The 26,650-nt window shown below is 38.9% G+C and carries 27 protein-coding genes and 1 pseudogene; 20 read left to right on the top strand and 8 right to left on the bottom strand.

The features are described 5' to 3' along the window. Window positions 1-707: 707 nt before the first annotated feature. The 4 genes and pseudogenes from I6E85_RS21180 to hslR all read right to left on the bottom strand — a co-directional run bounded on the left by I6E85_RS21180 (window position 708) and on the right by hslR (window position 5,087). Window positions 708-1,817, bottom strand: a pseudogene (locus I6E85_RS21180) (PepSY-associated TM helix domain-containing protein). 183 nt (window positions 1,818-2,000) lie between these two features. Then, window positions 2,001-3,539 (bottom strand): phosphoenolpyruvate carboxykinase, encoded by a 1,539-nt coding sequence (locus I6E85_RS19465; RefSeq protein WP_024591432.1) that lies wholly within the window; start codon window positions 3,537-3,539, stop codon window positions 2,001-2,003. A gap of 267 nt (window positions 3,540-3,806) precedes the next feature. Then, window positions 3,807-4,652: an Hsp33 family molecular chaperone HslO gene (gene hslO / locus I6E85_RS19460; protein WP_007586592.1), complete on the bottom strand. Its 846-nt coding sequence runs from the start codon at window positions 4,650-4,652 to the stop codon at window positions 3,807-3,809. A gap of 12 nt (window positions 4,653-4,664) precedes the next feature. Then, window positions 4,665-5,087: a ribosome-associated heat shock protein Hsp15 gene (gene hslR / locus I6E85_RS19455; RefSeq protein ID WP_007586590.1), complete on the bottom strand. Its 423-nt coding sequence runs from the start codon at window positions 5,085-5,087 to the stop codon at window positions 4,665-4,667. Between the two features lie 210 nt (window positions 5,088-5,297). On the opposite strand from hslR, the gene gspC reads away from it, so the two are divergent. The 13 genes from gspC (at window position 5,298) to I6E85_RS19390 (ending at window position 17,305) form a co-directional block, all read left to right on the top strand. After that, complete coding sequence (gene gspC, locus I6E85_RS19450; protein WP_024591433.1) at window positions 5,298-6,239, top strand: type II secretion system protein GspC; 942 nt, start codon at window positions 5,298-5,300, stop codon at window positions 6,237-6,239. 23 nt (window positions 6,240-6,262) lie between these two features. Further along, window positions 6,263-8,326, top strand: a complete 2,064-nt coding sequence (gspD, locus tag I6E85_RS19445) for a type II secretion system secretin GspD (protein WP_024591434.1) — start codon at window positions 6,263-6,265, stop codon at window positions 8,324-8,326. Further along, window positions 8,319-9,884, top strand: coding sequence for a type II secretion system ATPase GspE (gene gspE, locus I6E85_RS19440; protein WP_024591435.1), 1,566 nt, complete (start codon window positions 8,319-8,321; stop codon window positions 9,882-9,884). The genes gspD and gspE overlap by 8 nt, the downstream gene beginning before the upstream one ends. Window positions 9,885-9,886: 2 nt before the next feature. Continuing rightward, on the top strand, window positions 9,887-11,122 hold the full coding sequence (gene gspF / locus I6E85_RS19435; protein WP_002962033.1) for a type II secretion system inner membrane protein GspF: 1,236 nt from the start codon (window positions 9,887-9,889) through the stop codon (window positions 11,120-11,122). Window positions 11,123-11,203: 81 nt separating this feature from the next. After that, on the top strand, window positions 11,204-11,626 hold the full coding sequence (gspG, locus tag I6E85_RS19430) for a type II secretion system major pseudopilin GspG (RefSeq protein ID WP_007586585.1): 423 nt from the start codon (window positions 11,204-11,206) through the stop codon (window positions 11,624-11,626). Between the two features lie 49 nt (window positions 11,627-11,675). Beyond that, entirely contained in the window at window positions 11,676-12,263 is a 588-nt protein-coding gene (locus I6E85_RS19425) for a Tfp pilus assembly protein FimT/FimU (RefSeq protein ID WP_010555414.1), read from the top strand. Then, complete coding sequence (gene gspI / locus I6E85_RS19420; protein WP_002962039.1) at window positions 12,263-12,637, top strand: type II secretion system minor pseudopilin GspI; 375 nt, start codon at window positions 12,263-12,265, stop codon at window positions 12,635-12,637. The genes I6E85_RS19425 and gspI overlap by 1 nt, the downstream gene beginning before the upstream one ends. Beyond that, on the top strand, window positions 12,638-13,276 hold the full coding sequence (gene gspJ, locus I6E85_RS19415; RefSeq protein WP_024591436.1) for a type II secretion system minor pseudopilin GspJ: 639 nt from the start codon (window positions 12,638-12,640) through the stop codon (window positions 13,274-13,276). Beyond that, window positions 13,269-14,258 (top strand): type II secretion system minor pseudopilin GspK, encoded by a 990-nt coding sequence (gspK, locus tag I6E85_RS19410; RefSeq protein ID WP_024591437.1) that lies wholly within the window; start codon window positions 13,269-13,271, stop codon window positions 14,256-14,258. The genes gspJ and gspK overlap by 8 nt, the downstream gene beginning before the upstream one ends. After that, window positions 14,255-15,463: a type II secretion system protein GspL gene (gene gspL, locus I6E85_RS19405; protein WP_024591438.1), complete on the top strand. Its 1,209-nt coding sequence runs from the start codon at window positions 14,255-14,257 to the stop codon at window positions 15,461-15,463. Before gspK ends, gspL begins: the two co-directional genes overlap by 4 nt. Further along, window positions 15,460-15,933, top strand: a complete 474-nt coding sequence (gspM, locus tag I6E85_RS19400; protein ID WP_024591439.1) for a type II secretion system protein GspM — start codon at window positions 15,460-15,462, stop codon at window positions 15,931-15,933. The genes gspL and gspM overlap by 4 nt, the downstream gene beginning before the upstream one ends. A gap of 3 nt (window positions 15,934-15,936) precedes the next feature. Continuing rightward, the gene (locus I6E85_RS19395) at window positions 15,937-16,695 is read left to right on the top strand and encodes a type II secretion system protein N (RefSeq protein WP_007586576.1); all 759 of its coding nucleotides are present in this window, start codon (window positions 15,937-15,939) and stop codon (window positions 16,693-16,695) included. 22 nt (window positions 16,696-16,717) lie between these two features. Then, entirely contained in the window at window positions 16,718-17,305 is a 588-nt protein-coding gene (locus I6E85_RS19390) for a UPF0149 family protein (protein ID WP_007586574.1), read from the top strand. A gap of 27 nt (window positions 17,306-17,332) precedes the next feature. Here the strand turns inward: I6E85_RS19390 and I6E85_RS19385 are convergent, their stop codons facing one another. Continuing rightward, window positions 17,333-17,539 (bottom strand): hypothetical protein, encoded by a 207-nt coding sequence (locus tag I6E85_RS19385; RefSeq protein ID WP_007586570.1) that lies wholly within the window; start codon window positions 17,537-17,539, stop codon window positions 17,333-17,335. Further along, window positions 17,539-17,898 carry a hypothetical protein gene (locus tag I6E85_RS19380; protein ID WP_007586569.1) on the bottom strand — a complete coding sequence of 120 codons (360 nt, stop codon included), beginning with the start codon at window positions 17,896-17,898 and terminating at the stop codon, window positions 17,539-17,541. The genes I6E85_RS19385 and I6E85_RS19380 overlap by 1 nt, the downstream gene beginning before the upstream one ends. Window positions 17,899-18,186: 288 nt before the next feature. Between I6E85_RS19380 and ccoG the strand changes: the two genes are divergently transcribed. From ccoG to I6E85_RS19355, 5 genes are all read left to right on the top strand, one after another. Further along, window positions 18,187-19,617 (top strand): cytochrome c oxidase accessory protein CcoG, encoded by a 1,431-nt coding sequence (ccoG, locus tag I6E85_RS19375; protein ID WP_024591440.1) that lies wholly within the window; start codon window positions 18,187-18,189, stop codon window positions 19,615-19,617. Window positions 19,618-19,703: 86 nt separating this feature from the next. Further along, the gene (locus tag I6E85_RS19370; protein WP_024591441.1) at window positions 19,704-20,678 is read left to right on the top strand and encodes a serine/threonine protein kinase; all 975 of its coding nucleotides are present in this window, start codon (window positions 19,704-19,706) and stop codon (window positions 20,676-20,678) included. A gap of 34 nt (window positions 20,679-20,712) precedes the next feature. Further along, on the top strand, window positions 20,713-21,336 hold the full coding sequence (locus tag I6E85_RS19365; protein WP_024591442.1) for a thiol:disulfide interchange protein DsbA/DsbL: 624 nt from the start codon (window positions 20,713-20,715) through the stop codon (window positions 21,334-21,336). A 16-nt stretch (window positions 21,337-21,352) separates the two neighbouring features. Next, entirely contained in the window at window positions 21,353-21,991 is a 639-nt protein-coding gene (locus I6E85_RS19360; protein WP_010555409.1) for a thiol:disulfide interchange protein DsbA/DsbL, read from the top strand. Between the two features lie 59 nt (window positions 21,992-22,050). After that, window positions 22,051-22,503 (top strand): DUF523 domain-containing protein, encoded by a 453-nt coding sequence (locus tag I6E85_RS19355; RefSeq protein WP_024591443.1) that lies wholly within the window; start codon window positions 22,051-22,053, stop codon window positions 22,501-22,503. A gap of 10 nt (window positions 22,504-22,513) precedes the next feature. Here I6E85_RS19355 and trmA read toward each other — a convergent pair whose 3' ends face one another. Next, a complete protein-coding gene (gene trmA, locus I6E85_RS19350) occupies window positions 22,514-23,611 on the bottom strand; it encodes a tRNA (uridine(54)-C5)-methyltransferase TrmA (RefSeq protein ID WP_007582854.1) in 1,098 nt (365 codons plus the stop codon). A gap of 162 nt (window positions 23,612-23,773) precedes the next feature. On the opposite strand from trmA, the gene I6E85_RS19345 reads away from it, so the two are divergent. Both I6E85_RS19345 and murI read left to right on the top strand, forming a co-directional pair. Further along, window positions 23,774-24,913: a DUF5610 domain-containing protein gene (locus I6E85_RS19345; protein ID WP_024591444.1), complete on the top strand. Its 1,140-nt coding sequence runs from the start codon at window positions 23,774-23,776 to the stop codon at window positions 24,911-24,913. 65 nt (window positions 24,914-24,978) lie between these two features. Beyond that, window positions 24,979-25,779 (top strand): glutamate racemase, encoded by an 801-nt coding sequence (murI, locus tag I6E85_RS19340; RefSeq protein WP_024591445.1) that lies wholly within the window; start codon window positions 24,979-24,981, stop codon window positions 25,777-25,779. On the opposite strand, the gene I6E85_RS19335 is transcribed toward murI, so the two are convergent. Beyond that, the gene (locus I6E85_RS19335; protein ID WP_007582860.1) at window positions 25,742-26,221 is read right to left on the bottom strand and encodes an RNA-binding protein; all 480 of its coding nucleotides are present in this window, start codon (window positions 26,219-26,221) and stop codon (window positions 25,742-25,744) included. The genes murI and I6E85_RS19335 overlap by 38 nt on opposite strands. Window positions 26,222-26,650 lie beyond the last annotated feature (429 nt).

Genomic DNA, 26,650 nt, shown 5'->3' with positions numbered 1-26,650 from the left:
CAGTAGTGAAACGAAACAGCGCCGATGATAGTGTAGCATTTGCTATGTGAAAGTAGGACATTACCAGGCTTCAAATTGTAGAAAGCCCGGATCTAACGATTCGGGCTTTTTTACGTCTGCAGAAAAGTGAAATGCGCGCAATTAACACACACTCACATCAACACACATCACGTAGGTCGGCCGAGCGTAGCGACTCCCGACGTTAAAATCACAGCAAAATCCCTTAATATCTCAGTCGGCCAATAAATTAGCATTTACTACGTGACTCTCCACCGCTGTGGGTATCGTGACATTACGCAGGCTTCACATTGTAAAGAGCCTTGCTTTAACTATTCAGTAGCCTATTAGACATTCCCATTAGGTATATAGCCTTATTTACAGACACTAGTAAGCAATTAATTGGGTGGCACTATTGTGCGCTAAGTTTACCTAAGTGATTTACCGCATTACATCTGTAACTAACTGTAGTTTTAGCGCGTGCAGAATAAATACACATACCTGATAATTATACTAATCGGCAATAATACCTAATCAATTTGGTGGATTGAACTTGACGTTAATTGCGTTAGAAATTTCTGATATACGATTGCATGGATACAGAAGGTTGAGCAACTTAGGAGTAATTGGCGAGAACAACGAAATAAAGAAATTTTTGTCCTCAAATAGATCATTTAACTAGGGAGATTGGCGTAAAGTTTATTTTATTTTTATATTTTCTTGGTTCTAACTAACCACCTATATACGCCAATAAAGAACAATGCAGCAGGTCCAAAGCCACTCAGCACCCAAATGACTTTTAAAATGTTACCGCCAATGCTGCCGTGATGTAGAGGGTGTATCCAGTTTTTTATTTTACTAGCCGTACTTTGCTTATCTATATTAAACACGCTCTCTAACTTTCCTGTAAGTGCATTAACTTCTATATAGCTATGTGGGAAGCGATACGAAGGATCGTCTACAGTTTGAAATCTAAATCTGTAAATAGCATTTAAGTTTGAGGGTGTTTCAATCCAAGCTAAACGCGCACTCGGTAATGCTTTTTGTGCTATTAGTATTGCTTGCGATAAAGGAATATTGAATTGTTTACAAGGCTGTATTTGTGTTTTTGGTGGGGAGTTTATATCGTCAACTAGGGCTATTAATATAGGATCTGTTTGTTTTGGAATAGCGAGCATAACACCTGTAACAGTTAAAGCTAGTAGCGGTATGCAGAAGGTTAAACCAATTAGTTTATGCCAGTCGTATAGCAAACCTATTTTAGAGCTACGAGATTTAAATTTTAGTGTCTTTACCCACTGCCCAGGCTTTGGAAACCAAGCAAAGAATCCAGAGATAAGAAGAACTATTGAGGCTATGCCTATATAGCCAACAACGAGAGTGCCCGTTGCTCCTGTTAGTAATGAAAAATGTAAGTTGTACATCCAAGTTACTAAGTATTTTCCCCAATAGTTTTTACGTATTACTTTATCACTACTGCTAGATAGCCATACCATTAAGGGAGCAAAGCCTTGCTCTTTTGTTTCTATGGGATTGTAGTAGCGTGCGGGTATAATTGAGTTCACACCTGTGTTTTCTAATCGCTATGGCCCTAGTTTTATAGGAAAATTGGCTCTTAGCGTATTATATGCTTGATCACAATTAGGTGGTTTTGTATTAGTGGTAGTGTCATTAATTGGATTTAACAGTGAGTCTATTTGTGGGTAATAAACTAATACGGAGCCAGAAAGGCTAATAATAGCAAGTAAAACACCTACCGAGAGCCCTAAGTATAAATGTAACCGCCTGAATATTTTTCGCCATGAAAGCTTTAGTGTCATTAATTAAATAGTCGTAATGAGTAATGCAGGTTTATTGGGCATTAAAGAATGATTAATTACGCGGTATATTATATGGTTTTTTGATATGAGTTGTGCGGCATTTTGTCGCACTTATTAAATTAGGTATTTAGAAAGTAAAACGCCAGCTCTTGGCTGGCGTTAAAGTACAAGCTTGAAGCTTATTTAAGCTTTAGGTCCTGCATTTTTTATATCGTCTGATACGTCATACTTAGCAAAGTTTTCAGTGAAGTCTGCGGCAAGTTTTGCTGCATATTCATTGTACTTAGCTTTGTCTTCCCACGTATTAATTGGGTTAAGTAAGTTAGTATCTACACCTGGAACTGCTACCGGTACATCTAGGTTTAAAACATCAATGTGCTGAGTTTCAACACCCGCTAATTTACCAGATACGATTGCATCAATTACTGCACGAGTAGTTGGGATATCAAAACGTTTACCTGTGCCGTAAGGGCCGCCAGTCCAACCTGTATTCACAAGGTACACTTTAGCGCCAAACTCGCGTACACGCTTCATAAGAAGCTCAGCGTAAACACCAGCAGGGCGTGGGAAGAATGGTGCGCCAAAACATGTCGAAAATGTTGATTCAATATCGCTAGTTGAACCAATCTCAGTAGAACCAACTTTTGCTGTGTATCCACTTAAAAAGTGAAAAGCAGCAGCTTCTTCGCTAAGTATAGAAACGGGTGGTAATACACCGCTTACATCACAAGTTAAAAATACAACAGCCTTAGGTTCTCCTGCGCGGTTTTCTACTTTACGTTTTTCAACGTGTTCAAGTGGATATGCTGCACGGCTATTTTGAGTAAGGCTAGTATCGTTAAAATCTGGAACGCCTTTTTCATCTAACACTACATTTTCTAAAATAGTGCCAAAGCGGATAGCATTCCAAATTACAGGTTCATTCTTTTGTGACAGGTCGATACATTTAGCATAACAACCGCCTTCAATATTAAACACGCTTCCAGGTGCCCAACCATGTTCGTCATCACCAATTAAAAAGCGAGTAGGATCTGCTGAAAGTGTTGTTTTACCCGTACCAGATAAACCGAAGAATAATGCTGTATCGCCTGCTTCACCAACATTAGCAGAACAGTGCATTGGTAATACACCTTTTGCTGGTAGTAGGAAGTTTTGTACAGAAAACATCGATTTTTTCATTTCACCGGCGTAACGCATACCTGCTAGTAATACTTTACGCTGCGCAAAGTTAATAATGACGGTGCCATCGCTATTTGTGCCATCACGTTCTGGCTCACATACAAACGAAGGAACGTTCATTACTTGCCATTGTGGTAAGTTTGAAGCGTTATAGTTCTGCGGTTCGATAAACATGTTTTTGGCAAAAATATGGTGCCACGCTGTTTCTGTAGTTACAACTACAGGTAGATAATGCTCAGGGTCTGCGCCAACTTCTAGGTGAGAGGTGAAGTGGTCATTACTTTGAACATGTGATTCTACGCGAGCCCATAATGCGTCAAATTTGTCTGCATCAAATGGACGATTAACGTTGCCCCATTGAATATCATTTTGAGTTGTTGTTTCTTGTACAATAAAACGATCTTTTGGTGAACGACCAGTTCGTTTTCCTGTAATTGCAACAAAAGCACCATTTGCGGCTAAAGTACCTTCGCCACGGCGGATCGCATGCTCGACAAGTTCAGCTGCGGTTAAATCGACAAAACGTGTAGCGCCTGTAGTCATGTTTATACCTAACTATGTGTGAGAGTTTGAACGGATAGCTCTGGGGTTATCAGTGCCCTTAAACTGAAATTATAGTAACAGAAGGTTTTAAGATATTCGAGCCCGTAAAGCCTCTAAAAACACATATATTTAAGAAAAAACATGAATAATTTCAATGATACCGGTGTCATGAAATTAGCAGAAAAGATGACACCGGTATCATCTTTTTATAATATAAAACCGCATATTTTGCGGCTTTAATTACTATATATAGATGAAGCTGAACATTTAGTTGAAAATGCTTTTTATATCTTGTTCGTTAAAAACATACTCTTTTAAACAGTAATGACAGTTAATATTAACAGACCCTTTTTCAGCTACGTCTTTAAGTAGTTCTTCTTGTCCAATATTAACAAGTGCAGTAATTGTCTTATCACGACTACAACCACATTTGAATTTAATCGCTTGAGGTTCAAATACGCGAGGATTATCTTCGTGATAAAGGCGTGTAAGGACAGTATTAGCATCAAGGTGTAATAGTTCTTCATCTTTAATGGTGTTACTTAATGCTTCTAGGTGTGCAAAGTCTTCAATTGATTTTTGTTTATCAACTGGGAGTACTTGTAAAAATAGACCACATGCTTTTGCGCTACCTTCTGTTGTGTCGGTTGCAAACCAAAGGCGTGTTTTTAATTGCTCTGACTGCTCAAAGTAACTTTCGATACATTCACTCAGAGTATCATGCTCTAGCGGAACTATACCTTGGTAACGTTCACCCTTACTTGGTGTAATAGTGATCACCATATAGCCTTGACCAATAAGCTCTTTTACAGTTGTGCCCGTAATTTCGCTTTGCAGGCGTGCAATACCACGCATGTTTTGTTTATCATCACCATTTATAACTGCATATTTAACTGGGCCATCACCTTGAAGCTGTACTGCAATTTCACCTTCAAACTTTAAAGTGGCGGTTAATAAACAGGTTGCAACAAGTAACTCACCTAGTAATGCTTTAACAGGGTCTGGGTAATTATGGTCGGCAATCATTTCATTATAAGCATTCTCGATTTGTACGAGTTCGCCACGAACATCTAGTTCGTTGAATAAATAACGGTGAAGTAAATCTTGTTGCATGAGCGGCTATACCTAACTTGATTTCATTTTTAAAAGTTCGCGTCTTTGCTTTTTATCCGGTTTTTTATCCGGATGAGGAGCAAAAAAGCTGTTATTTTTGCGTGCGATGCTGTTCTCTTCGCGTTTAGCAATACTTGCATCAGATTCTTGATACATGGTCTGTGCAATGGGGGCGCTTTGACGTTTTTCAAGCACTGAGAGTATAGTTATCAGCTTTTCATCTACGCCCTGAGCCAGTTTTACTTTTGCGCCAACGTCTACTATTTTACTCGCTTTTGTACGTTGCCCATTATAATGTACTTTGCCGCCTTGCACCATTTCGCGTGCAACTGCACGAGTTTTATAAAATCGCGCAGCCCATAACCATTTATCTAATCGAACTTTTAACCCATCTACAGGGTCTGAGCTGGTATTAGCATTACTTTTTTTACTCATAAGGCATTTCCCCACGTTTTTATAGCTTAAAATTTATCATGAAATCATCGTAGGATGAAGGTATTACAACGGCAGTTTACTTTTTGTACTGTTATGTAAAGTTAATTTAATCTGTTTACAAAGTTTAATATTAGTGTGCTTGTTGAAAGAAAAATGAAAGGGTACTATGGGTACGCGCTAACGCAGTAAATTAAAATAAGAACACTATTTATGGAACAGCAAATCCAACAACTAAAACAATTTTTAACTCGTTTACCGCATGCTAAGTTAAGTGCATTAGTGACACTGTTAGTTGTTGTTTATCTTGCATTTTTATTATCAAAACTTGTTTGGCTTTTGTGGCCAAAACCACCAGTAACTCTACTTACCCCTACTCATTATGCTAACCAGTCATCTGGTGCGAGTAACAACTCAGCGCAGCATATTATTGAGCAATTTTTATTTGGTAAAAAAACTGTAACAAACAACAATAATACTGCAAAGCAATCGCAGGTAATAAATAATGCGCCAGAAACGCGCTTAAGTATCAATTTAACCGGCATTGTAGCGGTTAATAACGATGACAAAGCAGGTATCGCAATTATTGAATCACAAGGTAAGCAAGTAAGCTATCTTGTTGATGAAGTAGTATCGGGTACGCGTGCTGAAGTTGCACAAATATTGCCGGATCGTATTATTTTGAGTGTTAATGGACGCTTTGAAACATTAATGCTTGATGGACTCGATTTCAGTAAGAAGGTGTCTATGCCAGTACTCGCTGCGCGTGATGATGCTGAAATGGGTCCGCAAAAATTAGAACCAAGTGATCTACAAATAGATGCCACTGCAGATCCAGACGTTAAAGAAGCAATTATAGAAACACGTGAAGAGTTACTCGAAGAGCCGGGCAAGCTATTTGACTATATACGTGTTTCACAAGCCATGAATGATGGTGAGCTAATTGGATATCGCTTAAGTCCAGGTAAAGAGCCTGAGCTGTTTAAGCAAATGGGTTTAAAAAATAACGATTTAGCCATTTCTATAAATGGCTATCAACTAACAGATTTAAAACAGGCTATGTCAGCTATTAATGAGCTGCGTAATAGTACAGATGCCAATATCACTATAGAGCGTGATGGTGAACAAATTGATGTGCAATTTAGTCTGCAATAATTTAGCTTTGGAGTTTTAATACGATGGTTCAGGTGCTACACCTCAAAAAAATTAAAAAAGGGTTAGCTAAGTACGCAGCACTTTTTTTGGCGGCAAGTATTTCTTTGTCTGTTTCTGCTGTTGAATATGCTGCTAACTTTAAAGGGACTGATATCAACGAGTTCATTAATATTGTTGGTAAAAACCTTAATAAAACAGTCATTATTGACCCTAACGTGCGCGGAAAGGTAAATGTTCGCAGCTATGAGTTAATGGACGAAGCACTTTATTATCAGTTCTTCTTAAATGTATTGGAAGTTTATGGCTACTCAGCTGTTGAAATGGACAATGGCATAATTAAGGTAGAAAAAAGTTCAGACGCTAAAAAATCAAATGTGCCACTTATTGACGAAGGTAGTGAAGCTAGCGGCGACATGATGATTACGCGTGTTGTACGTGTTAAAAATGTAAGTGTGCAGGAGCTTGGTCCTCTAGTTCGTCAATTTAGCGATCAAAAAGATGGTGGCCACGTTGCTAACTTTAATGCGGCTAACGTAATGATGCTAACAGGTCATGCTGCATCGGTTAATCGCTTAGTTGAGATTATTCGCTCTGTTGATCAGGCGGGTGACAAGCGTGTAGACATTGTTAAGCTTAAATATGCGACGGCAGATGATGTTGTCTCTGTAGTAGACAATATTTATAAAGACAGCGGTAAAGGCAGTGTGCCTGAATTTTTAATTCCAAAAGTTGTGGCTGATGGCCGAACTAATAGCGTTATTGTAAGTGGTGAAGGCCAAGCACGTACACGTGCTATTGAGCTTATTAAGCGCTTAGATGGTGAGCTAGAAAGCCAAGGTAATACTAAGGTGTTTTACCTAAATTATGCTAAAGCTGAAGATTTAGTAAAAGTATTGCAAGGTGTTAGTAAGTCACTTGTTGAAGATGCACAAGGCGGTACTACTAAGACCCGTAGCAGAAGCAATAATGAAAGCAGTATAGAGTCTCACCCAGACTCAAACTCATTAATTATCACCGCACAGCCAGACACAATGCGATCATTAGAATCAGTAATTGAACGCCTTGATATTCGCCGTGCCCAAGTACTGGTTGAAGCGATTATTATTGAAGTAATGGAAGGCGACGGGGTTAACTTAGGCCTGCAGTGGATTTCTGAGCAGGGCGGTATGTTGCAGTTTAACAACGGCACTACGGTTCCCGTTGGGTCATTAGCTGTTGCTGCAGAGCAAGCACAAGATGTAACCGTTACTAAAAATATAATAGGAACTGAATCAGGTACGGTAACGCCGTATACGGAAACAACAGAAGGTGACTATGGTCCATTAGCCTCCTTACTTAGTGGCATTAATGGTTTAGCGCTGGGCGTTGTTAAAAATGATTGGGGCGCAATTATTCAGGCTGTTGCTACTGATACAAATTCGAACATTTTGGCTACACCCTCTATAACTACAATGGATAACGAAGAAGCCTCTATTTTAGTCGGTCAAGAAGTACCTATTATTACAGGCTCACAAACAGGCAGTAACAATGCAAACCCATTTCAAACAGTTGAGCGTCAAGAAGTCGGTATTAAATTGGTTGTTACGCCTCAGATTAATGATGGCTCTGCAGTACAGCTTACTATTGAGCAAGAAGTATCGAGCGTAAGTGGTGCAACTGCGGTTGATATTTCAGTAAATAAGCGTTCAATTAAAACCACGGTAATGGCCGATGATGGTGGTATGGTTGTACTTGGTGGTTTAATTGACGAAGACGTACAAGAAAGTGTTTCTAAGGTGCCGTTATTAGGCGATATCCCTATTTTAGGCCACTTGTTTAGATCAACAAATACAACGCGCCGTAAGCGTAATCTTATTGTGTTTATTCGCCCAACCATTATTCGTGATGGTGTAAGCATGAATAAGTTAAGCTTTAATAAATATAACTTTATTCGTGGTGAGCAGTTTAAACAAAAAGAAGACGGTATTGAGTTAATGCCAATGACTGATACGCCTATTTTACCTGAGTGGAATGACGAATTAGTACTTCCCCCTACGTATGAAGAGTCTCTGCGTAAACAAAATGCACAAGAGCGTAAAGATGACTAATGCGATTCAAGAGATAAACCAAGATGTGGTTCATCCTAAAACGCATAATCAGGATGAGCTATTAACGAGTGATGTGTTAGTTGAGTTACCAGCAAAGCGTTTGCCGTTTTCCTATGCAAGACGTGCAGGTGTGTTGCTTGGCAAAAACAAAGATCACCGTATAGTTTACTACCGTGGTGAGCTAGATGTGGAAGTACTATTAGAAGTACGCCGTATCGCAGGCCATGGTTTTACACTTGAGCAATTGGCTGATGATAAATTTGAGCTATTGCTTGAAGCGTCATACCAACGTGATAGCTCTGAAACACAACAAATGATGGAAGATATTGGCAACGAGGTTGATTTATTCTCACTTGCTGATGAACTTCCGCAAACTGAAGATTTACTAGCTGGTGACGATGATGCGCCAATAATCAAGCTTATTAACGCCATGCTAAGTGAAGCGATTAAAGAAGGGGCTTCTGATATTCATATCGAAACCTTCGAACAAGAGCTTGTTATTCGCTTTAGGGTCGATGGCGTGCTTAAAGAAGTACTTAAACCTAATCGTAAACTTGCATCGTTACTTGTGTCTCGTATTAAAGTAATGGCTAAGCTTGATATAGCCGAAAAACGCATTCCACAAGATGGTCGTATTAGTTTGCGTATTGCCGGACGTGCAGTTGATGTGCGTGTGTCTACAATGCCATCGAGCTTCGGTGAGCGTGTAGTACTGCGTTTACTTGATAAAAACAACGCGCGTTTAGATCTAGAAGATTTAGGTATGACCGCAGATAATCGTGCATTGTTTTCAGATTTAATTAGTAAACCCCACGGTATTATTTTGGTAACAGGGCCAACGGGCTCTGGTAAAAGTACCACTCTATATGCTGGTATGAGCCAAATTAACTCACGCGATCGCAATATTCTTACCGTTGAAGATCCGATAGAGTACGAAATTCCAGGCATTGGGCAAACACAAGTTAATGCAAAAGTTGATATGACATTTGCACGTGGTTTACGTGCAATATTACGCCAAGATCCTGATGTAGTAATGGTGGGTGAAATACGCGACCTTGAAACTGCGCAAATTGGTGTTCAAGCGTCACTTACCGGCCACCTTGTTATGTCTACTCTGCATACTAATACCGCATCGGGTGCAATTACACGTATGGAAGATATGGGTGTTGAACCATTCTTACTTTCATCGTCGTTACTCGGTGTGTTGTCGCAACGGCTAGTACGTACATTGTGTAATACCTGCAAAGAAGGTCACACGGCTGATGAGCATGAATGCCAGCTGTTAGGGGTTCCTTTTGAAAGCCAACCGACAATCTATCGAGCAGTAGGGTGTGAAGAGTGTAACTTTAATGGCTATCGTGGTCGTACGGGTATTCACGAGTTACTTGTAGTTGATGAAACAATACGCGAAATGATTCACAACGGTAAAGGCGAGCAAAGCGTAGAAAAATACATTCGTAAGCGCAGCCCAAGTATTCGCCAAGATGGGTGTAGCCGTGTACTTGTAGGTAAAACAACACTTGAAGAAGTATTGCGTGTTACCCGTGAGGAAGGTTAACTATGGCGGCGTTTGAATACCGTGCCTTAGATGGCCGAGGTAAAGAAAAAAAAGGCATTTTAGAAGCCGATACAGCTAAACAAATTCGCCAAACTTTACGTGATCAAAAACTTACGCCGCTTGAAGTTGTCCCTGCGGCGCAAAGTGATAAACAAGTCAAAGGTGAAAAAGCCCCTTTACTCGGTGGCTTTTTTAAACCGACAATTTCAACCTCAGACTTAGCACTAATTACAAGGCAATTAGCAACACTTATTCAATCGGCACTCCCTGTTGAAGGCGCTGTTATGGCGGTTGCTGAGCAATGCGAAAAGCCGCGTTTAAAGCGTATGCTTATGTCGGTACGCTCAAAAGTGGTTGAAGGTTACACACTTGCCGATGGCCTTAGTGAGTTTCCTCATGTTTTTGACGATTTATATCGTGCAATGGTAGCCGCAGGCGAAAAGTCGGGTCACCTTGACCAAGTACTTAATCGTTTAGCCGACTATACCGAGCAGCGCCAACATATGCGTAGCCAAATAACTCAGGCTATGGTTTACCCTATTATTTTAGTGGTATTTGCAATCGGTATTGTGTCGGTATTGCTTGGTACTGTAGTACCAAAAATATTAAAAACGTTTGAAAAAACAAAACAAGTACTTCCTTGGACAACCGAATGGGTTATGGCAGGCAGCCATTTTGTGCAAAATTATTGGTTTATTAGTTTAATAGCTATTACAGCTATAGCCATTGGTATTAAGCATGCACTTAAGCAGCCTAAAATACGTTTTTGGTGGGATGACCGAGTACTACATATGCCAGGTATAGGTAAAGTGGCTCGTGGTATTAACACCGCACGTTTTGCGCGTACTTTAAGTATTTTATCGTCAAGCTCGGTACCATTGCTCGAGGGGATGCGTATCTCGGGCGGTGTATTAATTAACGAAAAAATTAAAAAAGCGGTTGCAGATGCATCCGATAGAGTGAGCGAGGGTGCAAGCTTAAGAGCTGCACTTCAGCAAACTAAGTTGTTTCCACCAATGATGCTGCATATGATAGCAAGTGGTGAAAAATCAGGTGAACTAGAGCAAATGTTAGAGCGTGCTGCAAATAACCAAGATCGCGAATTTGAGAGCATGGTTAATGTATCGCTTAAACTACTAGAGCCTGCGATGATCGCCTCAATGGCGGTTATTGTATTATTTATAGTAATGGCAATATTGCAGCCAATAATGGCGATGAATAAAGCTGTTGGACTTTAAGTTAGAATAAATTTTTAAATATATTAATGGTTTTACCTAAACCATTTTTACTTAATGTTTTTAGAATAATGAGGTAATTACGTGAATAAACAATCAGGTTTTTCTTTACTAGAAGTGATGGTGGTACTGGTTATCATCGGAATGATTATGTCAATTGTTGCACCTAACATTATGGGTCAGCAAGAAGAGGCTGCTATCGATAAAGCGCATCTAGATATTCAGCAATTAGAAGATGCAATGAGCTTATACAAGCTTAAAAATAAGAGCTACCCAAGCACAGAGCAAGGTCTTGAAGCGCTAGTTACTCAAACAAGCATTGAACCGGTTCCAAAACGTTTCCCTGACGGTGGTTTTATTAATGAATTACCAGAAGATCCATGGGGTAATCTATATCAGCTAATTAGCCCAGGTGAAATTGGCAAGTTTGATATTTTTTCTATGGGCCCAGATGGTGAAGTAGGTACTGATGATGATATCGGTAACTGGGACGAAGAAAAACAATAATGCTTAAGTACACTGCTTTGTATGAACATGTTAATGCTAGAGGCTTGCTATGAAAGCAAGCCTTAAGCAGCGCCATGCAAAAAGCAGAGGCTTTAGTTTAATAGAAATTTTAGTGGTATTAGTGATCATCGCTTTTGCTACAAAAATGGTGGTATATAGCTTAGAAGGCGGTGCTGAGGAAGAGTTAGATACTCAAGCATTAAGGCTGCATACCACCATTAACATGGCATCGGAATTTGCCATTTTAAACCAAGTTGAATTGGGCTTATTAGTAGAAGAAAATACGTTAGAGTATTTAGTTTTCGATGGTGAAAAGTGGATTACCTTTGACCGTGAAGATCTTTTTAAACCAATAGAGTTAGATGAAAGATTAAAGCTCACTCTTAACTTAGAAGATTTAGCGTGGGCGCAAGATAATCTCTTAGAGCAATCTAACTGGCGCGAACTTATGAGTGGCGGCGATGAAGACAGCTTACTTGAGCTTAAAAAGTTGAAAATCCCACAAGTACTTATTTTGTCATCAGGTGAGGTAAGCGCGTTTCAACTTATATTAGAGTTAAAAGAGCAAAGCGAGCCTGTGTATTACATTGAAGGTGAATTTGCTGCACCAGTAAACTTTCGCCGAGAGCCAGAATAATGAAGCGCACTAAAGGGTTTACCTTATTAGAGGTATTAGTGGCATTAAGTATTTGTGCCATGGCGGGTATAGCTGCAATGCAAGCAACAAGCGAGCACATACACCACTTAACGACTATTGAAGAGCAAACCTATGCATCTTGGGTCGCCGAAAACGTTATTATTGAACAGCGTACTAAAGGCGAACAATGGCAAGGTAAAAATAACCTTAAAGGCAGCGAAGTAATGGGCGGTGTTGAATGGTTTTGGCAGCAAGAAGTAACAGCCACTGCTGACAAAAGCTTTGTTAAGTTAACCATAAATGTTTTTACGGATGAAAAATATGAGCATTCGGCATATGAGTTATCAACGTATCTAAATAAAGGCAAAAAGTAAGTGAAGCAGCGCGGGTTTACATTACTTGAAGTTATGGTAGCACTGGGTATTTTAGCTTTTGTTATTATTGCTACTCATCAAATACTAGAGACGACAACAAGAGCAAAAGATGCCTCCGATGAAAAAATTGCTGAGTTAAATGGGTTGCAAACAACATTTAGGTTAATGGATCAAGATTTTAGCCAAATGACCAAACGTGCAGTACGAAACGAATCTGGTGATGTTCAAGAACAATATTTACTTGCTGGTCGTTACGTTTTAGAAAGCCAATACGATGGTATTGCGTTTGTACGGGATGGCTGGATAAATCCAATTAATTTATTGCCACGTTCAGAACTACAAGCCGTTGGTTATAGAGTGATAGACGATAACCTTGAGCGTGTTTATCGGGTTTATGTTGATCAGCTTGATAATATGGAACCGCGAGTTCAACGTGTACTAGAAAATGTTGAAGAGCTTAAGTTTGAGTTTTTAGATGATAAAAACGAATGGCAAGAACAGTGGGAAATTAAAGCTCTCCCTAAAGCGGTTGCTGTTACTTTGAAACAAATAGAAGCAGAGCCAATTCGTCGTGTATTTTTAGTTCCTGGGCAAGGCAAAGTTGTTGCTACACAAAGTACGGATGTGAATAATGGTTAAGCAGCAATCATCGCGCGGCGCAGCACTTGTTATTGTTTTGTTTATTGTGGCATTAGCGGCTATTTTAGCAGTAGAAATGAGTGCTAATTTAATGGTTCAAGTGCAAAAAAGTACTAATTTGCAAGGTCACCAGCAAGCTAAATGGTATGCCTACGGTGCAGAAGAGCTTGCTATTAAAGGGCTAATACAAAGTAAAAAAGATGATGCTGATAAAACAACACTTGATCAAGTTTGGGCAACTCAAGGTGATGCTTCATACCCTGTTGATAACGGCACGTTAAGTGGCAAAATTACTGATTTACAAGCATGTTTAAATTTAAATGCTTTAGCCATAGCGCCAGAAGAAAATAGCGCAAGTAAAACAAACCCTGCACATAAAGCACTCTTTGCATTACTTGAAAACATTGAAGATTTACCTGCTGATGAATCAGAAGAGACAATGGCAGATAGCGTATTTGATTGGCTTGACGAGGACAGTATTACATATCGCTCAGGCGCAGAAGAAGACGAGTATTTATCACGAGATTTTCCGTATATGACAGCCAATAGTTTATTTGCATCAACATCGGAATTACGCTTGGTTAAGGGCTTTAACCCATTAGTGATGGAAAAAGTATTGCCATATGTATGTGTAATACCAGGCAGTACGCTTTTATCTATTAACGTAAATACATTAATCCCAGAGCAAGCACTTATACTCAGTGCCTTAATAGAAAGCTTGAGCTTATCTGGTGCAGAGGCTGTGGTAGGTGCAAGACCGCAAACTGGCTTTGACACCATTGATGAATTTTTTGAACAGGTGAAGCAACAAGGCGGTACTAATACCGACTCAGTCAAAAGTTTATTTAGTATTAAAAGCGAATATTTTAAATTACAAACGCAGGCAAATTTTGTCGACCTGCGTTTTTCGATGACCACATTACTGCACGCTAAAGACGGTGACGTAACGATACTGGCGCGAAAATTTGGAGGCGTACAGTGACAGAAATACTGTTGATCCGCACGGGTCAAACCGAGCAAGAATTGCTTAATTGGTTAATTTACTCACCACAAGAACAAGAAATAATAGCCAGTGGCGAGTTACCAAATGCAGAGCATTTAAGTGAGCTAAGCGAAAAAGCACTTACCCGAGAAGTTGTTGTGTTGTTACCAAGTGATCAAGTGCAATTAAAAACGGTCGCTTTGCCAACAAAATGGAATCGCAAGCTTGAGCAAGCATTGCCATACATGCTGGAGGAAGATATAGCATGTGACGTAGATGAACTGTTTATAGCAGTAGCGCAGCCGACAATGCTTGGTGAGCAACATGCAATTCGTGTAGCAATGACAGACCGTGAATGGTTTGAACAATGGCTCGCATTATTTGTAGAGCATAATCTATCAGTATACAGAATATTACCCGATGCTTTGTTGTTACCGCTTGCAGATGATGGCGCAGTTACCGCTATCGAGCTCAATAACCAATGGTTATTTAAGCAGGGGCAATGGCATATAGGTGCGGTTGAATCTAGTTGGTTAAATGGCTACTTAACAGCCATGGGTAATCCTGATATTAAGCATTTTAGCCCAGCTAGTCAGTTTCCAGAAAGCGTTAACTTACAAGCGCAAACGAGTGAGTACGACTTACCTCTAGCATTATTTGCAAAGCAGTTAGATAGCGTTAATTTTAACTTACGCCAAGGTATGTATCAGCTTAAAAAACAAAGCGCTTTATGGTGGGGTTACTGGAAAGGCGCCGCAATTATAGCAAGTGTTGCATTGGTTTCTACGATTACAATAAAAGCTATTGAGTTACACCAACTTAATACACAAGTAGAAGTAGCTAAAGCTCAAGTAGTCGACAGATACCAAAAAGCATTTCCAGGAACTAAAGTTCGCCCCAATCTAATTAAAAGCCAAATTAAAGGCGCGTTAGATAAAGTGCAAGGCTCAAGTGAGTCGGGCTTTTTAGACTTAACGACTAATTTGGTTGATGTATTTTCGCAAGTCAGCGAATTTACACCTGAAACACTTCGTTATGACAAACGTCGCAATGAGCTGCGCATTCGTGCACGTGCTAAAGACTTCCAAACCTTTGGTAAAGTAAAAATCATACTTGAAAAACAAGGTTTAACTGTTGAGCAAGGGTCTTTAAATAACGACGGTGATTATGTCGTTGGTGAAATTAAACTGCGAGGTGCAGTATGAAAAAGCAGTTAATGCAACAATGGCGCTCGCTTAAAGAGCAAGAACAACAATTGGTAATGGTCGCTGGTGGCGTGTTTATTATTTTTGTTTTAGTAATGGGAATATTTCGACCATTAAATAATGCGATAGAAAAGGCACAGCAATTTCAAATTAAACAACAAGAGCTATTAGCTTGGGTTGATGACAGTATTGTTAAACTAAAGGCTGCGGGTAACACCAGTGTTGCTAGCAATGCAAACTTAAGCCAAATTGTTAATTCTACACGTGGGCGCCATCAAATAAGTATTAGTAAAATGCAGCCAAGTAGTGATTCGCTGCGTTTGACGCTCGACTCTGTAGAATTTAATCAGTTAATAGAGTGGTTAGATGAGCTAGTGAATCAGCACGGCTTAAAAATTGAAAACTTAGATTTGAGCCGCGATGATAAATCAGGCTATGTGCGTGTAAGCCGTTTAGTATTAGAGAATTAATTAATGAAAAAAATAATAACGTTATCGGCTGTCTTTTTAATTAGTTTTATTGTGTTTTGTATTATTAAATTACCAGCACATATTGCACTAGATATAGCAAAACCGTACTTTCCAAAGCAATTAGAAGTAGGGCAAACTGTAGGCACTGTTTGGCAAGGTCAAATGATGCAAGTTCGTTTTGATGGTGAACAGTTAAATAATGTGCGCTGGGACATTGCTGGCTGGAAGTTATTTACAGGCAAGCTAAATGCGAATGTGAAGTTTGGTAATGCACGAGAGCGTAGTGATATCTCGGGTTATGCTGATGTAAGTTATGGGCTTTTTAATCAAGAAGTTAAAGTGACTGACGGCCTAGTACGCTCCACTGTAGAGCGTGCAATGCAGCGCGTGCAGCTTCCCCTACCTGTAACCGCTAAAGGGCGTGTAATTTTAGAACTTGATGAATACAGCTCAGGTGCACCTTATTGTGATTCACTAAAAGGTGAAATAGCGAGCCCTAATATTGACGTGCAAGGCTTAAATGGGTGGTTTAATATTGGACCTCTGGCTGGTAAGTTAAGCTGTAAGTCGGGCGATATTGCTATATTAATTGACCCAGATAATACGCTTGGCCTTGAGGCAGATGCTACACTTAAAGCTAATTTCGACTTTAGTGTGGCAGGTTATGTAAAACCAGATGCTAGCTTACCTAAAGATGTACATGATGCGGTTAAATTTTTAGGCCGACCAGATAGCCAAGGTCGTTACCCGCTCAACTTTTAATGTTTGAATATAAAGAGTTTTAATGCAAATACCCCAATTTACTGAGCTGCACGCAAAGCAGCTCAGCACATTTTTAAATACCCAATCTCAAGCAATGACCCTTCAACAAAGCCAAGGCTATTTATTTGGCGTTATTTGTTCGCCCAATCCATTAGATGTGCATGAGTGGCTTGAGCAGATATTACCAAATACAGCTAATGATTTAGATGAAGAAGTACTTTTCTTGTTTATGGCGCTATATCATAAAATTAGTGAGCAAGTATTTGAAACTGGATACAAATTACCTAACACATTTGATGCTGAATTTTGTAAGTCATGGAGTAAAGGCTTCTTAGTTGCAACCAAAGCTTACGCAGAGCCTTTGTTAAATGCACCGCAATTAGACACTGACTTTAAACAAGCATTAGAAAGTGCGTTAAGTACATTAAGCTTTTTTGCACTAGATCAGCTAGCAATAGCTCAGATTGCCAAACAAAATAACATGACTATAGAAGCCTTGTGTCAGTACCAATATGAATCAATGGGTGACTTTGCATTAGGGTTTGCTGAACTAATTGAAGTGGTCGCAATTAATAGCGGTTTGATAACCGACGAGAGTTGGGAAGAGTAATTATTAATACCAGGCACTTAGTTTAATCTAAGTGCCTAGCTCTAATATAATATCCGTACAGCCTTGTTTGCACTTTACTACGCCTTTACCAGGTTCACTGGTGGCTAAATTAAGTGTTAAAACCCCATTACACTTCTCACACTTTAACGTTTTGCCTTGTGCTAATTGCTTGAGCATATTGCGTTGTTTATGAAATGAGTCGCTTGCTTTTTTATTTAATCCTGAAAAATCCACTACTTTGCTCGCTTTTGCTCTAATGCTTCAGTCACTATTTTACATACCGTATTTAAACGATCGCCATAAAAATAAAGGTTTAAGTCACGTTCACGACAATAACGTAGGTGAAATAACTGAACAGAGTCATCTGTTGTAAACGTTTTTTCTACGTACTCACCCTCAGATTCAGACAATTTAAGTTGAGTGCTGATTCTATTTTTAGCCATATTTGCAGCAGGGCTTCTGTTAACCTTACTTGCATCACTTAAAAAACCAATGCCTTCACCTAATAACCTTTCGCGAGGTTCTTTTATAAGCGGATGATCGATTGTAAAAAAGGCAAGGATCACAACTACCAAAATAATAAATTTTTTCATGGATACGTAAACCTTGATCTAAGTAGGGTTGAATTACCATGCAGTGTAATAAACTGCATTTTAAAAGCAAGTAACTGGGATGAATAAATTATTAGCGATCTATGCCAGTAATTTTAACCAACATTGTTATAATGGTTAACAGCAGTCAGATATTTCTGAAATATCTGAAAGTATTCGAGAAGGCAATTTATTAAAGTAAATCTGCCTAGCAAGTAACTTGCTAGCTTTAAGTATAGAGTACTTGAGTATTGCTGGATTTTTATTTCCAAGCGGCGTTGAGGAACTTCGATGGACAAGCAAATTAAAGTAAAGAATATCCCTGTAGAGGTGAAAATCCAAAAACCGGATTTAAGCCGTCAAGATGATAGGTTCAATCCCCGAAATCGTATTTATGTGCGTGCCGTAAAAGGCCTACATCAATTACTTAGGCAGCGCATTGGCTTTTTAGGCCTACTTGCGTTTATGTTACTTCCTTGGATTAATTTTAACGGCCAGCAAGCAGTGCTGTTTGATCTAATTGGTCAAAAATACAATATTTTTGGTTTAACGCTATGGCCTCAAGATTTTACCATATTAGCGTTTATTTTTATGCTGGCAGCATTTGCGCTGTTTTTAGTGACCACCTTCTATGGGCGGGTGTGGTGTGGCTACACATGTCCGCAAACTGTTTGGACCTTTATTTTTATTTGGTTTGAAGAAAAGCTTGAAGGCACAGCTAATCAGCGTAAAAAACTCGATCAACGACCCATGAATTTTGATAAGTTTTGGCGTAAAACGGCAAAGCATACTAGTTGGGTATTGTTTTCGTTATATACCGCTATTTCTTTTGTGGGTTACTTTACGCCAATCAGAGAGTTACTTCCTGATTTTGTAACGTTTAACGTGGGTGGTTATGCACTAGTCAGTATTATTTTCTTTGCTGCGTGTACCTATGGTAATGCCGGTTGGATGCGAGAAATTATGTGTTTACACATTTGCCCTTACTCACGTTTTCAATCAGCTATGTTTGATAAAGATACATACACTGTAACGTACGACGAAAGCCGTGGTGAAAGCCGTGGTCCTCGTTCACGTAAAGTAGATCATGAAGATTTAGAGCTAGGCGACTGTATAGACTGTAACTTGTGTGTTCAAGTGTGCCCAACAGGTATTGATATTAGAAATGGGCTGCAAGCTGAGTGTATTAACTGTGGTGCATGTATTGATGCGTGTGATGGCGTAATGGATAAAATGGAATACCCGCGTGGACTTATTTCATATACGACAGAGCGAAACCTCGAAACCCCAGAAAATAAAACGAATCCACTACGAGCTAAAATCATTGGTTACACGGTCATACTTGTTGTGCTTACGGGAGCACTTGTAGCTAATATAGCGCTGCGTAAAACAATGGACTTTGATATCATTCGTGATCGAAACCAATTATATCGTGTCGATTTTGATGGTTTAGTAGAGAACACCTATACATTAAAGGTAATTAATAAAGCGCAGTACGAGCAAACCTTTAATATTAAAGTACAAGGGTTAGATAACTTTAAGTATATTGGTAAGCAGTCATTTACTGTGCAGGCAGGGCAATCTCATAATGTGCCATTGTCGCTTGTAATGGACCCTTATGATTTGAAGGCGCCGATGACTGAGTTTAACTTTGTGCTTTCACCGGTAGATGAGCCGGATGAGACAATATCGCAGTCGAGTAACTTTTTTAAAGCGCGATAATCACAACCTACCTTAAATAGGTAAGTTGATATAGCAATTAACAAAAGCGGGTATATTACCCGCTTTTTATTTTATATAAGAAGAGTATGAGTAAATTTAGTTTTATTGACTTAACACCTGACCTAATACTCGATGCAATAGAAAGCGTAGGTGTGTACGCCGAATCTGGTTTGTTGGCACTCAATAGCTATGAAAACAGGGTGTACCAATTTAAAGCCGATGATGGCCTGCGTTACGTAGTGAAGTTTTATCGCCCAGAGCGCTGGAGTAAAGAGCAAATTCAAGAAGAGCATGACTTTGCATTTGAACTGGCAGAAGCGGAAGTGCCTGTTGTTGCCCCTATTTTATATAATGGGCAAAGCTTGTTTGAACACGAAGGTTATTTGTTTGTGTTGTTTCCAAGTGTAGGCGGGCGTTTATTTGAAGTTGATAACTTAGATCAGCTTGATGTAATGGGGCGTTTAATTGGCCGTATGCATCAAGTAGCTAAAACAAAGCCTTTTACTTATAGGCCAACAGTTACCTGCGAGGAGTATTTACATACAGCCAAAGTTCATCTTCAAAAAAGTAACTTAGTGCCTATGGGAATAAATACTGCCTTTTATACTATTTTAGATTTAGTGATAGAGCAGGCGCAAAAACAGTATAAAGATGTGCAAAGTATTCGCTTACATGGTGACTGCCACGTTGGTAATATTTTGTGGGCAGGTGATGCGCTCATGTTTGTTGATTTAGATGACAGCCGCCAAGGTCCTGCAATCCAAGATTTATGGATGATGCTCAGTGGCGATAGAGCGACGCAACTGTTACAGTTAGACACCCTTGTGAATGCGTATGAAGAGTTTTGTGATTTTGATCACTCTCAGCTCAAATTAATTGAACCGCTGCGAGCGATGCGTATTATCCATTATATGGGATGGGTAGCTAAACGATGGAGCGATCCTGCCTTTGTGCGGAACTTTACATGGTTTGCTGATGACAAATACTGGGAGCAACAAATTTTAGCACTGAAGGAGCAACTTGCAGCATTGCAAGAAGCACCGTTAAAGTTATTGCCGTAATATTTTATTTAAAGACAAGTACAACGAGATACAAATGCTTAAAAAATTAAAACTGAGTTTATTACTTTTATGTTTACCATTTGCAGCACTTGCTGCACAGTTTGAAGTTGATAATCAATACACTGTTATTGATGTAGACAAAAGTACATCACCACAAGTAACCGAATTTTTCTCATTTTACTGTCCACATTGTTTTAAGTTTGAACCAGTAGCAAAAGCAATTGAACAAGGCCTGCCAGAAGGCGCTGAGTTTATTAAAAACCACGTGAACTTTTTAGGTGGCGTGTCGCCACAAGCACAAAGTAATTTAAGCTTTGCCTACTTAATTGCTAAGCAGCATGGTCTGGCGCAGAGTATTAGCGATCAAATTTTTAAAAGTATTCATGTTCAGCGTGCTCCTTTAACTGAAATGAAAGACGTTAAAAAATTACTTGAAGTAAACGGTATTGATAGCGCAACGTTTGATCAAGAAATTGCAAGCATGCCAGTTATTTCGGCTGAGCAAGCAATGCAAAACAAACAAAATAAATATTCAAAATTAGGCGCACTTACAGGTGTACCTACTTTTATTGTTAACGATAAATATAAAATAAACCTCAACACCATCAAAAATCAAAAAGAACTTGATGAGTTAGTAGCGTTTTTATTAGCACTATAAATTTCGGAGCATAATAATGATTAAATTAGTTAAAGCAGGTTTGCTTGCAGTACTACTTCCTATGGCGGCAACAAGCTTTGCAGCAACGTATGAAGAAGGCGTGCATTACGACGTTGTTTCTGAGCGCGCAACTAAAAAGCCAGAAATTAAAGAGTTTTTCTCATTTTACTGCCCTGCATGTAATAACATGGAAGCACTAATTGGTGAGTTTAAGCCTAAGCTTGATAAAAACGTTAAATTTAAAAAGAGCCATGTTGATTTTGTAGGTGTACGCGACCCAGAAAACCAACAGATGATGAGCCAAGCACTCGCTACTGCAGAAGTGCTTCCGCAAAAAGATAAAATTGTCTCTGCAATCTTTAATCATATTCATACAAAGCGCGCTAGTTTTAATGAGCTTGCAGATGTAAAAGATATATTTGTAGCGCAGGGCGTTGATGGCGATAAGTTTGATAAGCTGTTTAAAAGCTTCTCGGTACGTACGCTGAGCTCTAAAATGAAACGCGATCAAGACTACTTTAAAGAAAAAGGCGCACTACGTGGCGTACCTACATTTATTGTAAATGGTAAGTATAAATTAAACCTAGGTCGTGAGTCGGGTATTACTGAACCAGAAGATATTAGCAAACTGATTAATTACTTAGCTAATAAATAAATTTAGCCAAAATAAAAAAAGCTCCTTAAGGAGCTTTTTTGCTTTATAAGGATATAGCGATGGAAAAAATATTAGTATCGAGTTGTTTGCTAGGGCAGCCTGTTCGCTACGATGGTAGAGGACACGCAATTTTGCATCCACAGCTTAATTTGTGGCAAAAACAAAATAGATTAATTGTGTTTTGTCCTGAGGTCGCTGGTGGGCTTCCTACTCCTAGAGCTCCTGCTGAAATAATACAGGGGAGTGTAATTACTAATTTAGGAGAAGATGTAACAGAACAGTTTCAAACTGGAGCTAATATAGCGCTAGAACTCTGTAAAAAGAATCAAGTTCGTTTTGCTCTACTTAAAGAATCGAGCCCTTCTTGCGGACGAAATACAATATATGATGGAAAGCATCGCGGAGTAAAAATCGAAGGGCTAGGTTTAACTACAGCATTATTAATAAAAAATGGTATTCAAGTATTTAGTGAAAAGCAAATACCAGCACTTATAAAAGTACTGGCACTTTAATTTTGGTTGGTTATTTGCGCTGCAAGAAAACACCCGACTCAATGTGATGTGTATATGGGAACTGATCAAATATAGCAAAGCGCTTAACGTTGTGCGTACGTGTTAGGTGATCAAGGTCACGCTCAAGGGTTTCAGGATTACACGATATATAAATTATGCTTTCGTAGTTAGCCACTAAGTCACACGTTAATTCATCCATGCCCGCGCGCGGTGGATCAACTAATATGGTTTGGCAGTCATAGCTTTTAAGGTCAATACCGTCTAAGCGAGAGAAAGTACGCTCTCCATTCATTGCTTGAGTAAACTCTTCACTAGACATACGAATAATATCTAGGTTCTCTACGTTATTTTTAGCAATATTGTATTGAGCAGAATGAACAGATGATTTTGATATTTCTGTTGCTAATACTTTATTAAAACAGCCCGCTAACGCAATTGAAAAGTTACCGTTACCGCAATACAGTTCTAATAAATCATTTTTAAGTGGTTTACATAAATCTTGCGCCCACTCCAGCATATTAATATTTACTTTTGCATTAGGCTGAGTAAAGCTATTTTCTACTTGTTGATAAATAAGCTCTTGACCATTAACTGTTAAACGCTCAGTTACAAAGTCATCACCCAGCACTTCTTTTTGTTTGCGAGCACGGCCGATAAAGTCAATTTTGTATTTACTGCTTAGTTTTTCTTTAAGCGCTTTAATTTCACTTAACCATTCATCATCAAGTGGTTTGTGATAAAGCAAGCTTACTAAAATTTCACCGCTTAGCGTGGATAGGTAATCGATTTGAAATAACTTACGACGTAATATTTCACAAGGCTTAAGATGCTCAATCATCACCTGCATTATTTCACCAACTAGAGGCGCTGCTGGATCAAATGTATCAACACGGATTTTTTCTTTTGTTTGTTGATCAAACATAATGTGAAACAGATCGTCACCGTCGTGCCATACTCTAAATTCAGCACGTTGGCGGTAGTTAGTTGGCTCTGAGCTAAATACTTCTAGTTGCTCCACACCAAAACGTTGGAACTGTGCACTAATACGCTGCTCTTTTTCACTTAACTGCGTTTGGTACTGTGTGGTATCTATTTTAATAACTGCCATTAACGCTACTACCTTATCTAAGATCTGTTTATCGGCGCTATTGTAGGGAGCGCTGCGTATTTGTCTAGTTTTGGCTAGCATTTATGCTGTTTTATTGAACATTGTACTTTAGTTTTTATTGTTATAGCCGATAATAAACTACGCACGCTTAGGAGACGAATCATGAAAATAGGTAATTATGGCTTTACGCCAAACAACAACATCAATAAATTCAATAATAAAGCTGATATACAGCAACCTACAATTACGTCTCCTCAAGATAGCTACCAACAACGAGGCCGAGAGTTGGCTGCAAAGGTGCTTGGCGATAAAATGGCTGAGCAGCTTGGATTGCCTATCGCAGAAAAAAAAGCAGATAAACCACTATTTGATTTTGATGAAATAGTAAAAAACGTACTCGATTTTGTAAGTAGTGCTGTTAATAAAGCAAAAGCTAACGGCGCTGATGACGAAAAGCTCAAAGATATGTTAGGCGACGCGCGCAAAGGAGTCCAAATAGGGATTGACGACGCTGTTGATGAACTCAAAGGTACAGGCGTATTTAATGATGACATGGAAGAGGGGATTAATAAGTCCAAAGAGGGAATTTACAATGGGCTTGATAAGTTTGAAGAGTCGTTATTTAACCCACAATCTGCCAGCGTAAATATAAGCCAGGCTCAATATGTCAGTATGACGAGTAATGCAGAGTATAAATTTACTACCGCAGAAGGTGATGAGGTAAGTATTAGTTTTGCTGATGCATTTGAATCTCAGTCGGCAAGTGGCTATCAGCAAAACAATAATAGCGAGTCGTTTGCAAGCTCATCATCGCAATCTCGGCAGGTATCATTTTCGATGTCGGTTAATGGTGACTTAAATGAGCAAGAGCAAGAAGCTATTAATACGATGATGGAAGACTTACAAGATTTAAGTAAAACCTTTTTTGGTGGTGATTTAGATGAAGCATTTGAACAAGCGCAGGAGCTGAGTTTAGACAGCGATCAGCTGGTGGCTTTTTCTATGGATTTACGCCAAACAAAAACAATAGCAACAGTTAAAAGCTATGAAGAATATAGACCAGCACCAGAAAAACAAGTAGCGGAGGGTTTAGCTCCTTTTAATGACGACCTTAAAAATGCTTTTGAAAAAGCGGGTGAGCTTGGATTACAAAATCAGCTAGCTGGCATTCTCCAATGGTTAAATCAAGATCAGGAACAAATAGATAAATTAGTAGATTACACAAAGTCTATGTTCGAAAACCTTAATCAGTTAAATTCTGCGGCCGACAGGCTTACTGATTTAGAAACCACGCAAAGTTAAACTACTTTCTTTTATAAATACCTCATGGCAAACTGCCGTTCTTAAAGTAAAGTGGGAACGGTAGTTTGTCAGCGCATATAATGGTCTTTGATTCAGGTATTGGTGGAACTACTGTACTTGAGCATATAAAGCAAAGTATCCCCAATGCTCAGTACAGTTATTTTATGGATAATGCATTACTGCCTTATGGTGCTCAATCCCAAAAAACCATCATTAACCGATTATGCTCACTTATTCATTTCATCAAAGCTAATACGCTTAATGTTGATTTAATTGTAATAGCGTGTAATACCGCTTCTACATCTGCACTTAGTGCTGTTCGCCAAATGACAGATATTCCTATAGTAGGTGTTGTGCCAGCAATAAAGCCTGCGGCAGAGTTAACACGTTCAAATCATATTGGCTTATTAGCCACACCGGCAACGGTCGCCAGTTCATACACTAAAACATTAATTACTGAGCATGCTCGTAATGTAACCGTTAATCTATATAGCAGTGTGGAGTTAGTAACTTTAGCTGAGCAATACTTTTTTACAGAGTCTTTGGATACAAACAAGCTGCATCAAGTGCTTGATGGCCTACATATAGATAAAACTATAGATGTACTTGTATTAGGATGTACGCACTTTCCAATATTAGCAGAGCCTATTAGTCAGTATTTTGAAGGGAATGTAAAATTACTTGATTCAGGTGTAGCGATAGCAAACAGAGTCAACTACCTACTTAACCAACTTAACTTCTGTGTGAATAAACTAACAGACATAAAAAAGCCGCTGCAATATTATGCAACGGCTGATGTGTTTAGCAATAAGCTAGCGGTAAAGCTAGTTACACTGACTGATCCGTCTCAGTACGTAGAGCATTAGAATCATCTTCTTGTTTTTGTTTTGCTTCACGTACCTTTAAAGTACGTTGTTGGAACTCGCTATCGTTCAAGTTAGCAATTGCATTGTCTGCATCAGCTTGCGCCATTTCAACAAAACCAAAGCCACGACGCTTGCCAGTATTCTTATCCTTTAATAAACGAACATTGAATACTTTGCCTTGTTCTTCAAATAATGCACGAACCACACCTTCGTTTGCACGATAAGGAAGGTTACCAACATAAAGCGTTTTTGTTTTAACTTCAGCTTCTTCAGTCACATCAGATGACATTGCAGCAATAGCAATCGCACCTATTAATAAACCAGCACCAAATAGTAATGCAGGGTTTAAAGCTAAGCCGCCTAAAGCGAACTCAACAACAACAAAACCAACTACAGCAAGAATAACAGAGAAGATAAAAGATTTTTGATCGGGTAATTTCATTTTAGATCTACCAATAAACAGGAAATAAACATTAATTTAACATTGTGAACTTGCTATCTTAACGTCTAAATCAAACATAGCAATGATATTTGTATTAAATAATAAATAAGAGCACAAAAAAGCATCATCTTAGGAAGGTTTTCATATGGTTTTACATGGTTTTGTTCTATTTTTGTTCGAACAGTAAAAAGATCTAAAAAAAGGGTTGATCTGTTTTCGGATCTCCCTATAATGCGACCCCACTGAGACGGGAAACGCCAACGCATAGCGAGGCACGAACAACTCAGAGAGTTAAATAAAACTTCGGTTTTAAATTATCTAAAAAGAAAGTTTAAAACTAAGTGTTGACTCAAAAAATAAAGGGTGTATTATTCGCATCCCTTGAGACGCTAAAGCGACTCAAAACGTTCTTTAACAATATAAAGCAAT

It is taken from the genome of Pseudoalteromonas sp. NZS71, from assembly GCF_015864715.1.
GTDB lineage: Bacteria > Pseudomonadota > Gammaproteobacteria > Enterobacterales > Alteromonadaceae > Pseudoalteromonas > Pseudoalteromonas arctica.
The sequence above is the reverse complement of the archived record's forward strand: the minus strand, read 5'-3'. Positions and strand labels throughout refer to the sequence as shown.

Coding starts and splice junctions, on each gene's coding strand:
- I6E85_RS19465 (WP_024591432.1), bottom strand. CDS start 3,539: ATGACTACAGGCGCTACACGTTTTGTCGATTTAACCGCAGCTGAACTT.
- hslO (WP_007586592.1), bottom strand. CDS start 4,652: ATGCAACAAGATTTACTTCACCGTTATTTATTCAACGAACTAGATGTT.
- hslR (WP_007586590.1), bottom strand. CDS start 5,087: ATGAGTAAAAAAAGTAATGCTAATACCAGCTCAGACCCTGTAGATGGG.
- gspC (WP_024591433.1), top strand. CDS start 5,298: ATGGAACAGCAAATCCAACAACTAAAACAATTTTTAACTCGTTTACCG.
- gspD (WP_024591434.1), top strand. CDS start 6,263: ATGGTTCAGGTGCTACACCTCAAAAAAATTAAAAAAGGGTTAGCTAAG.
- gspE (WP_024591435.1), top strand. CDS start 8,319: ATGACTAATGCGATTCAAGAGATAAACCAAGATGTGGTTCATCCTAAA.
- gspF (WP_002962033.1), top strand. CDS start 9,887: ATGGCGGCGTTTGAATACCGTGCCTTAGATGGCCGAGGTAAAGAAAAA.
- I6E85_RS19425 (WP_010555414.1), top strand. CDS start 11,676: ATGAAAGCAAGCCTTAAGCAGCGCCATGCAAAAAGCAGAGGCTTTAGT.
- gspI (WP_002962039.1), top strand. CDS start 12,263: ATGAAGCGCACTAAAGGGTTTACCTTATTAGAGGTATTAGTGGCATTA.
- gspK (WP_024591437.1), top strand. CDS start 13,269: ATGGTTAAGCAGCAATCATCGCGCGGCGCAGCACTTGTTATTGTTTTG.
- gspM (WP_024591439.1), top strand. CDS start 15,460: ATGAAAAAGCAGTTAATGCAACAATGGCGCTCGCTTAAAGAGCAAGAA.
- I6E85_RS19395 (WP_007586576.1), top strand. CDS start 15,937: ATGAAAAAAATAATAACGTTATCGGCTGTCTTTTTAATTAGTTTTATT.
- I6E85_RS19390 (WP_007586574.1), top strand. CDS start 16,718: ATGCAAATACCCCAATTTACTGAGCTGCACGCAAAGCAGCTCAGCACA.
- I6E85_RS19380 (WP_007586569.1), bottom strand. CDS start 17,898: ATGAAAAAATTTATTATTTTGGTAGTTGTGATCCTTGCCTTTTTTACA.
- ccoG (WP_024591440.1), top strand. CDS start 18,187: ATGGACAAGCAAATTAAAGTAAAGAATATCCCTGTAGAGGTGAAAATC.
- I6E85_RS19370 (WP_024591441.1), top strand. CDS start 19,704: ATGAGTAAATTTAGTTTTATTGACTTAACACCTGACCTAATACTCGAT.
- I6E85_RS19365 (WP_024591442.1), top strand. CDS start 20,713: ATGCTTAAAAAATTAAAACTGAGTTTATTACTTTTATGTTTACCATTT.
- I6E85_RS19360 (WP_010555409.1), top strand. CDS start 21,353: ATGATTAAATTAGTTAAAGCAGGTTTGCTTGCAGTACTACTTCCTATG.
- I6E85_RS19355 (WP_024591443.1), top strand. CDS start 22,051: ATGGAAAAAATATTAGTATCGAGTTGTTTGCTAGGGCAGCCTGTTCGC.
- trmA (WP_007582854.1), bottom strand. CDS start 23,611: ATGGCAGTTATTAAAATAGATACCACACAGTACCAAACGCAGTTAAGT.
- I6E85_RS19345 (WP_024591444.1), top strand. CDS start 23,774: ATGAAAATAGGTAATTATGGCTTTACGCCAAACAACAACATCAATAAA.
- I6E85_RS19335 (WP_007582860.1), bottom strand. CDS start 26,221: ATGAAATTACCCGATCAAAAATCTTTTATCTTCTCTGTTATTCTTGCT.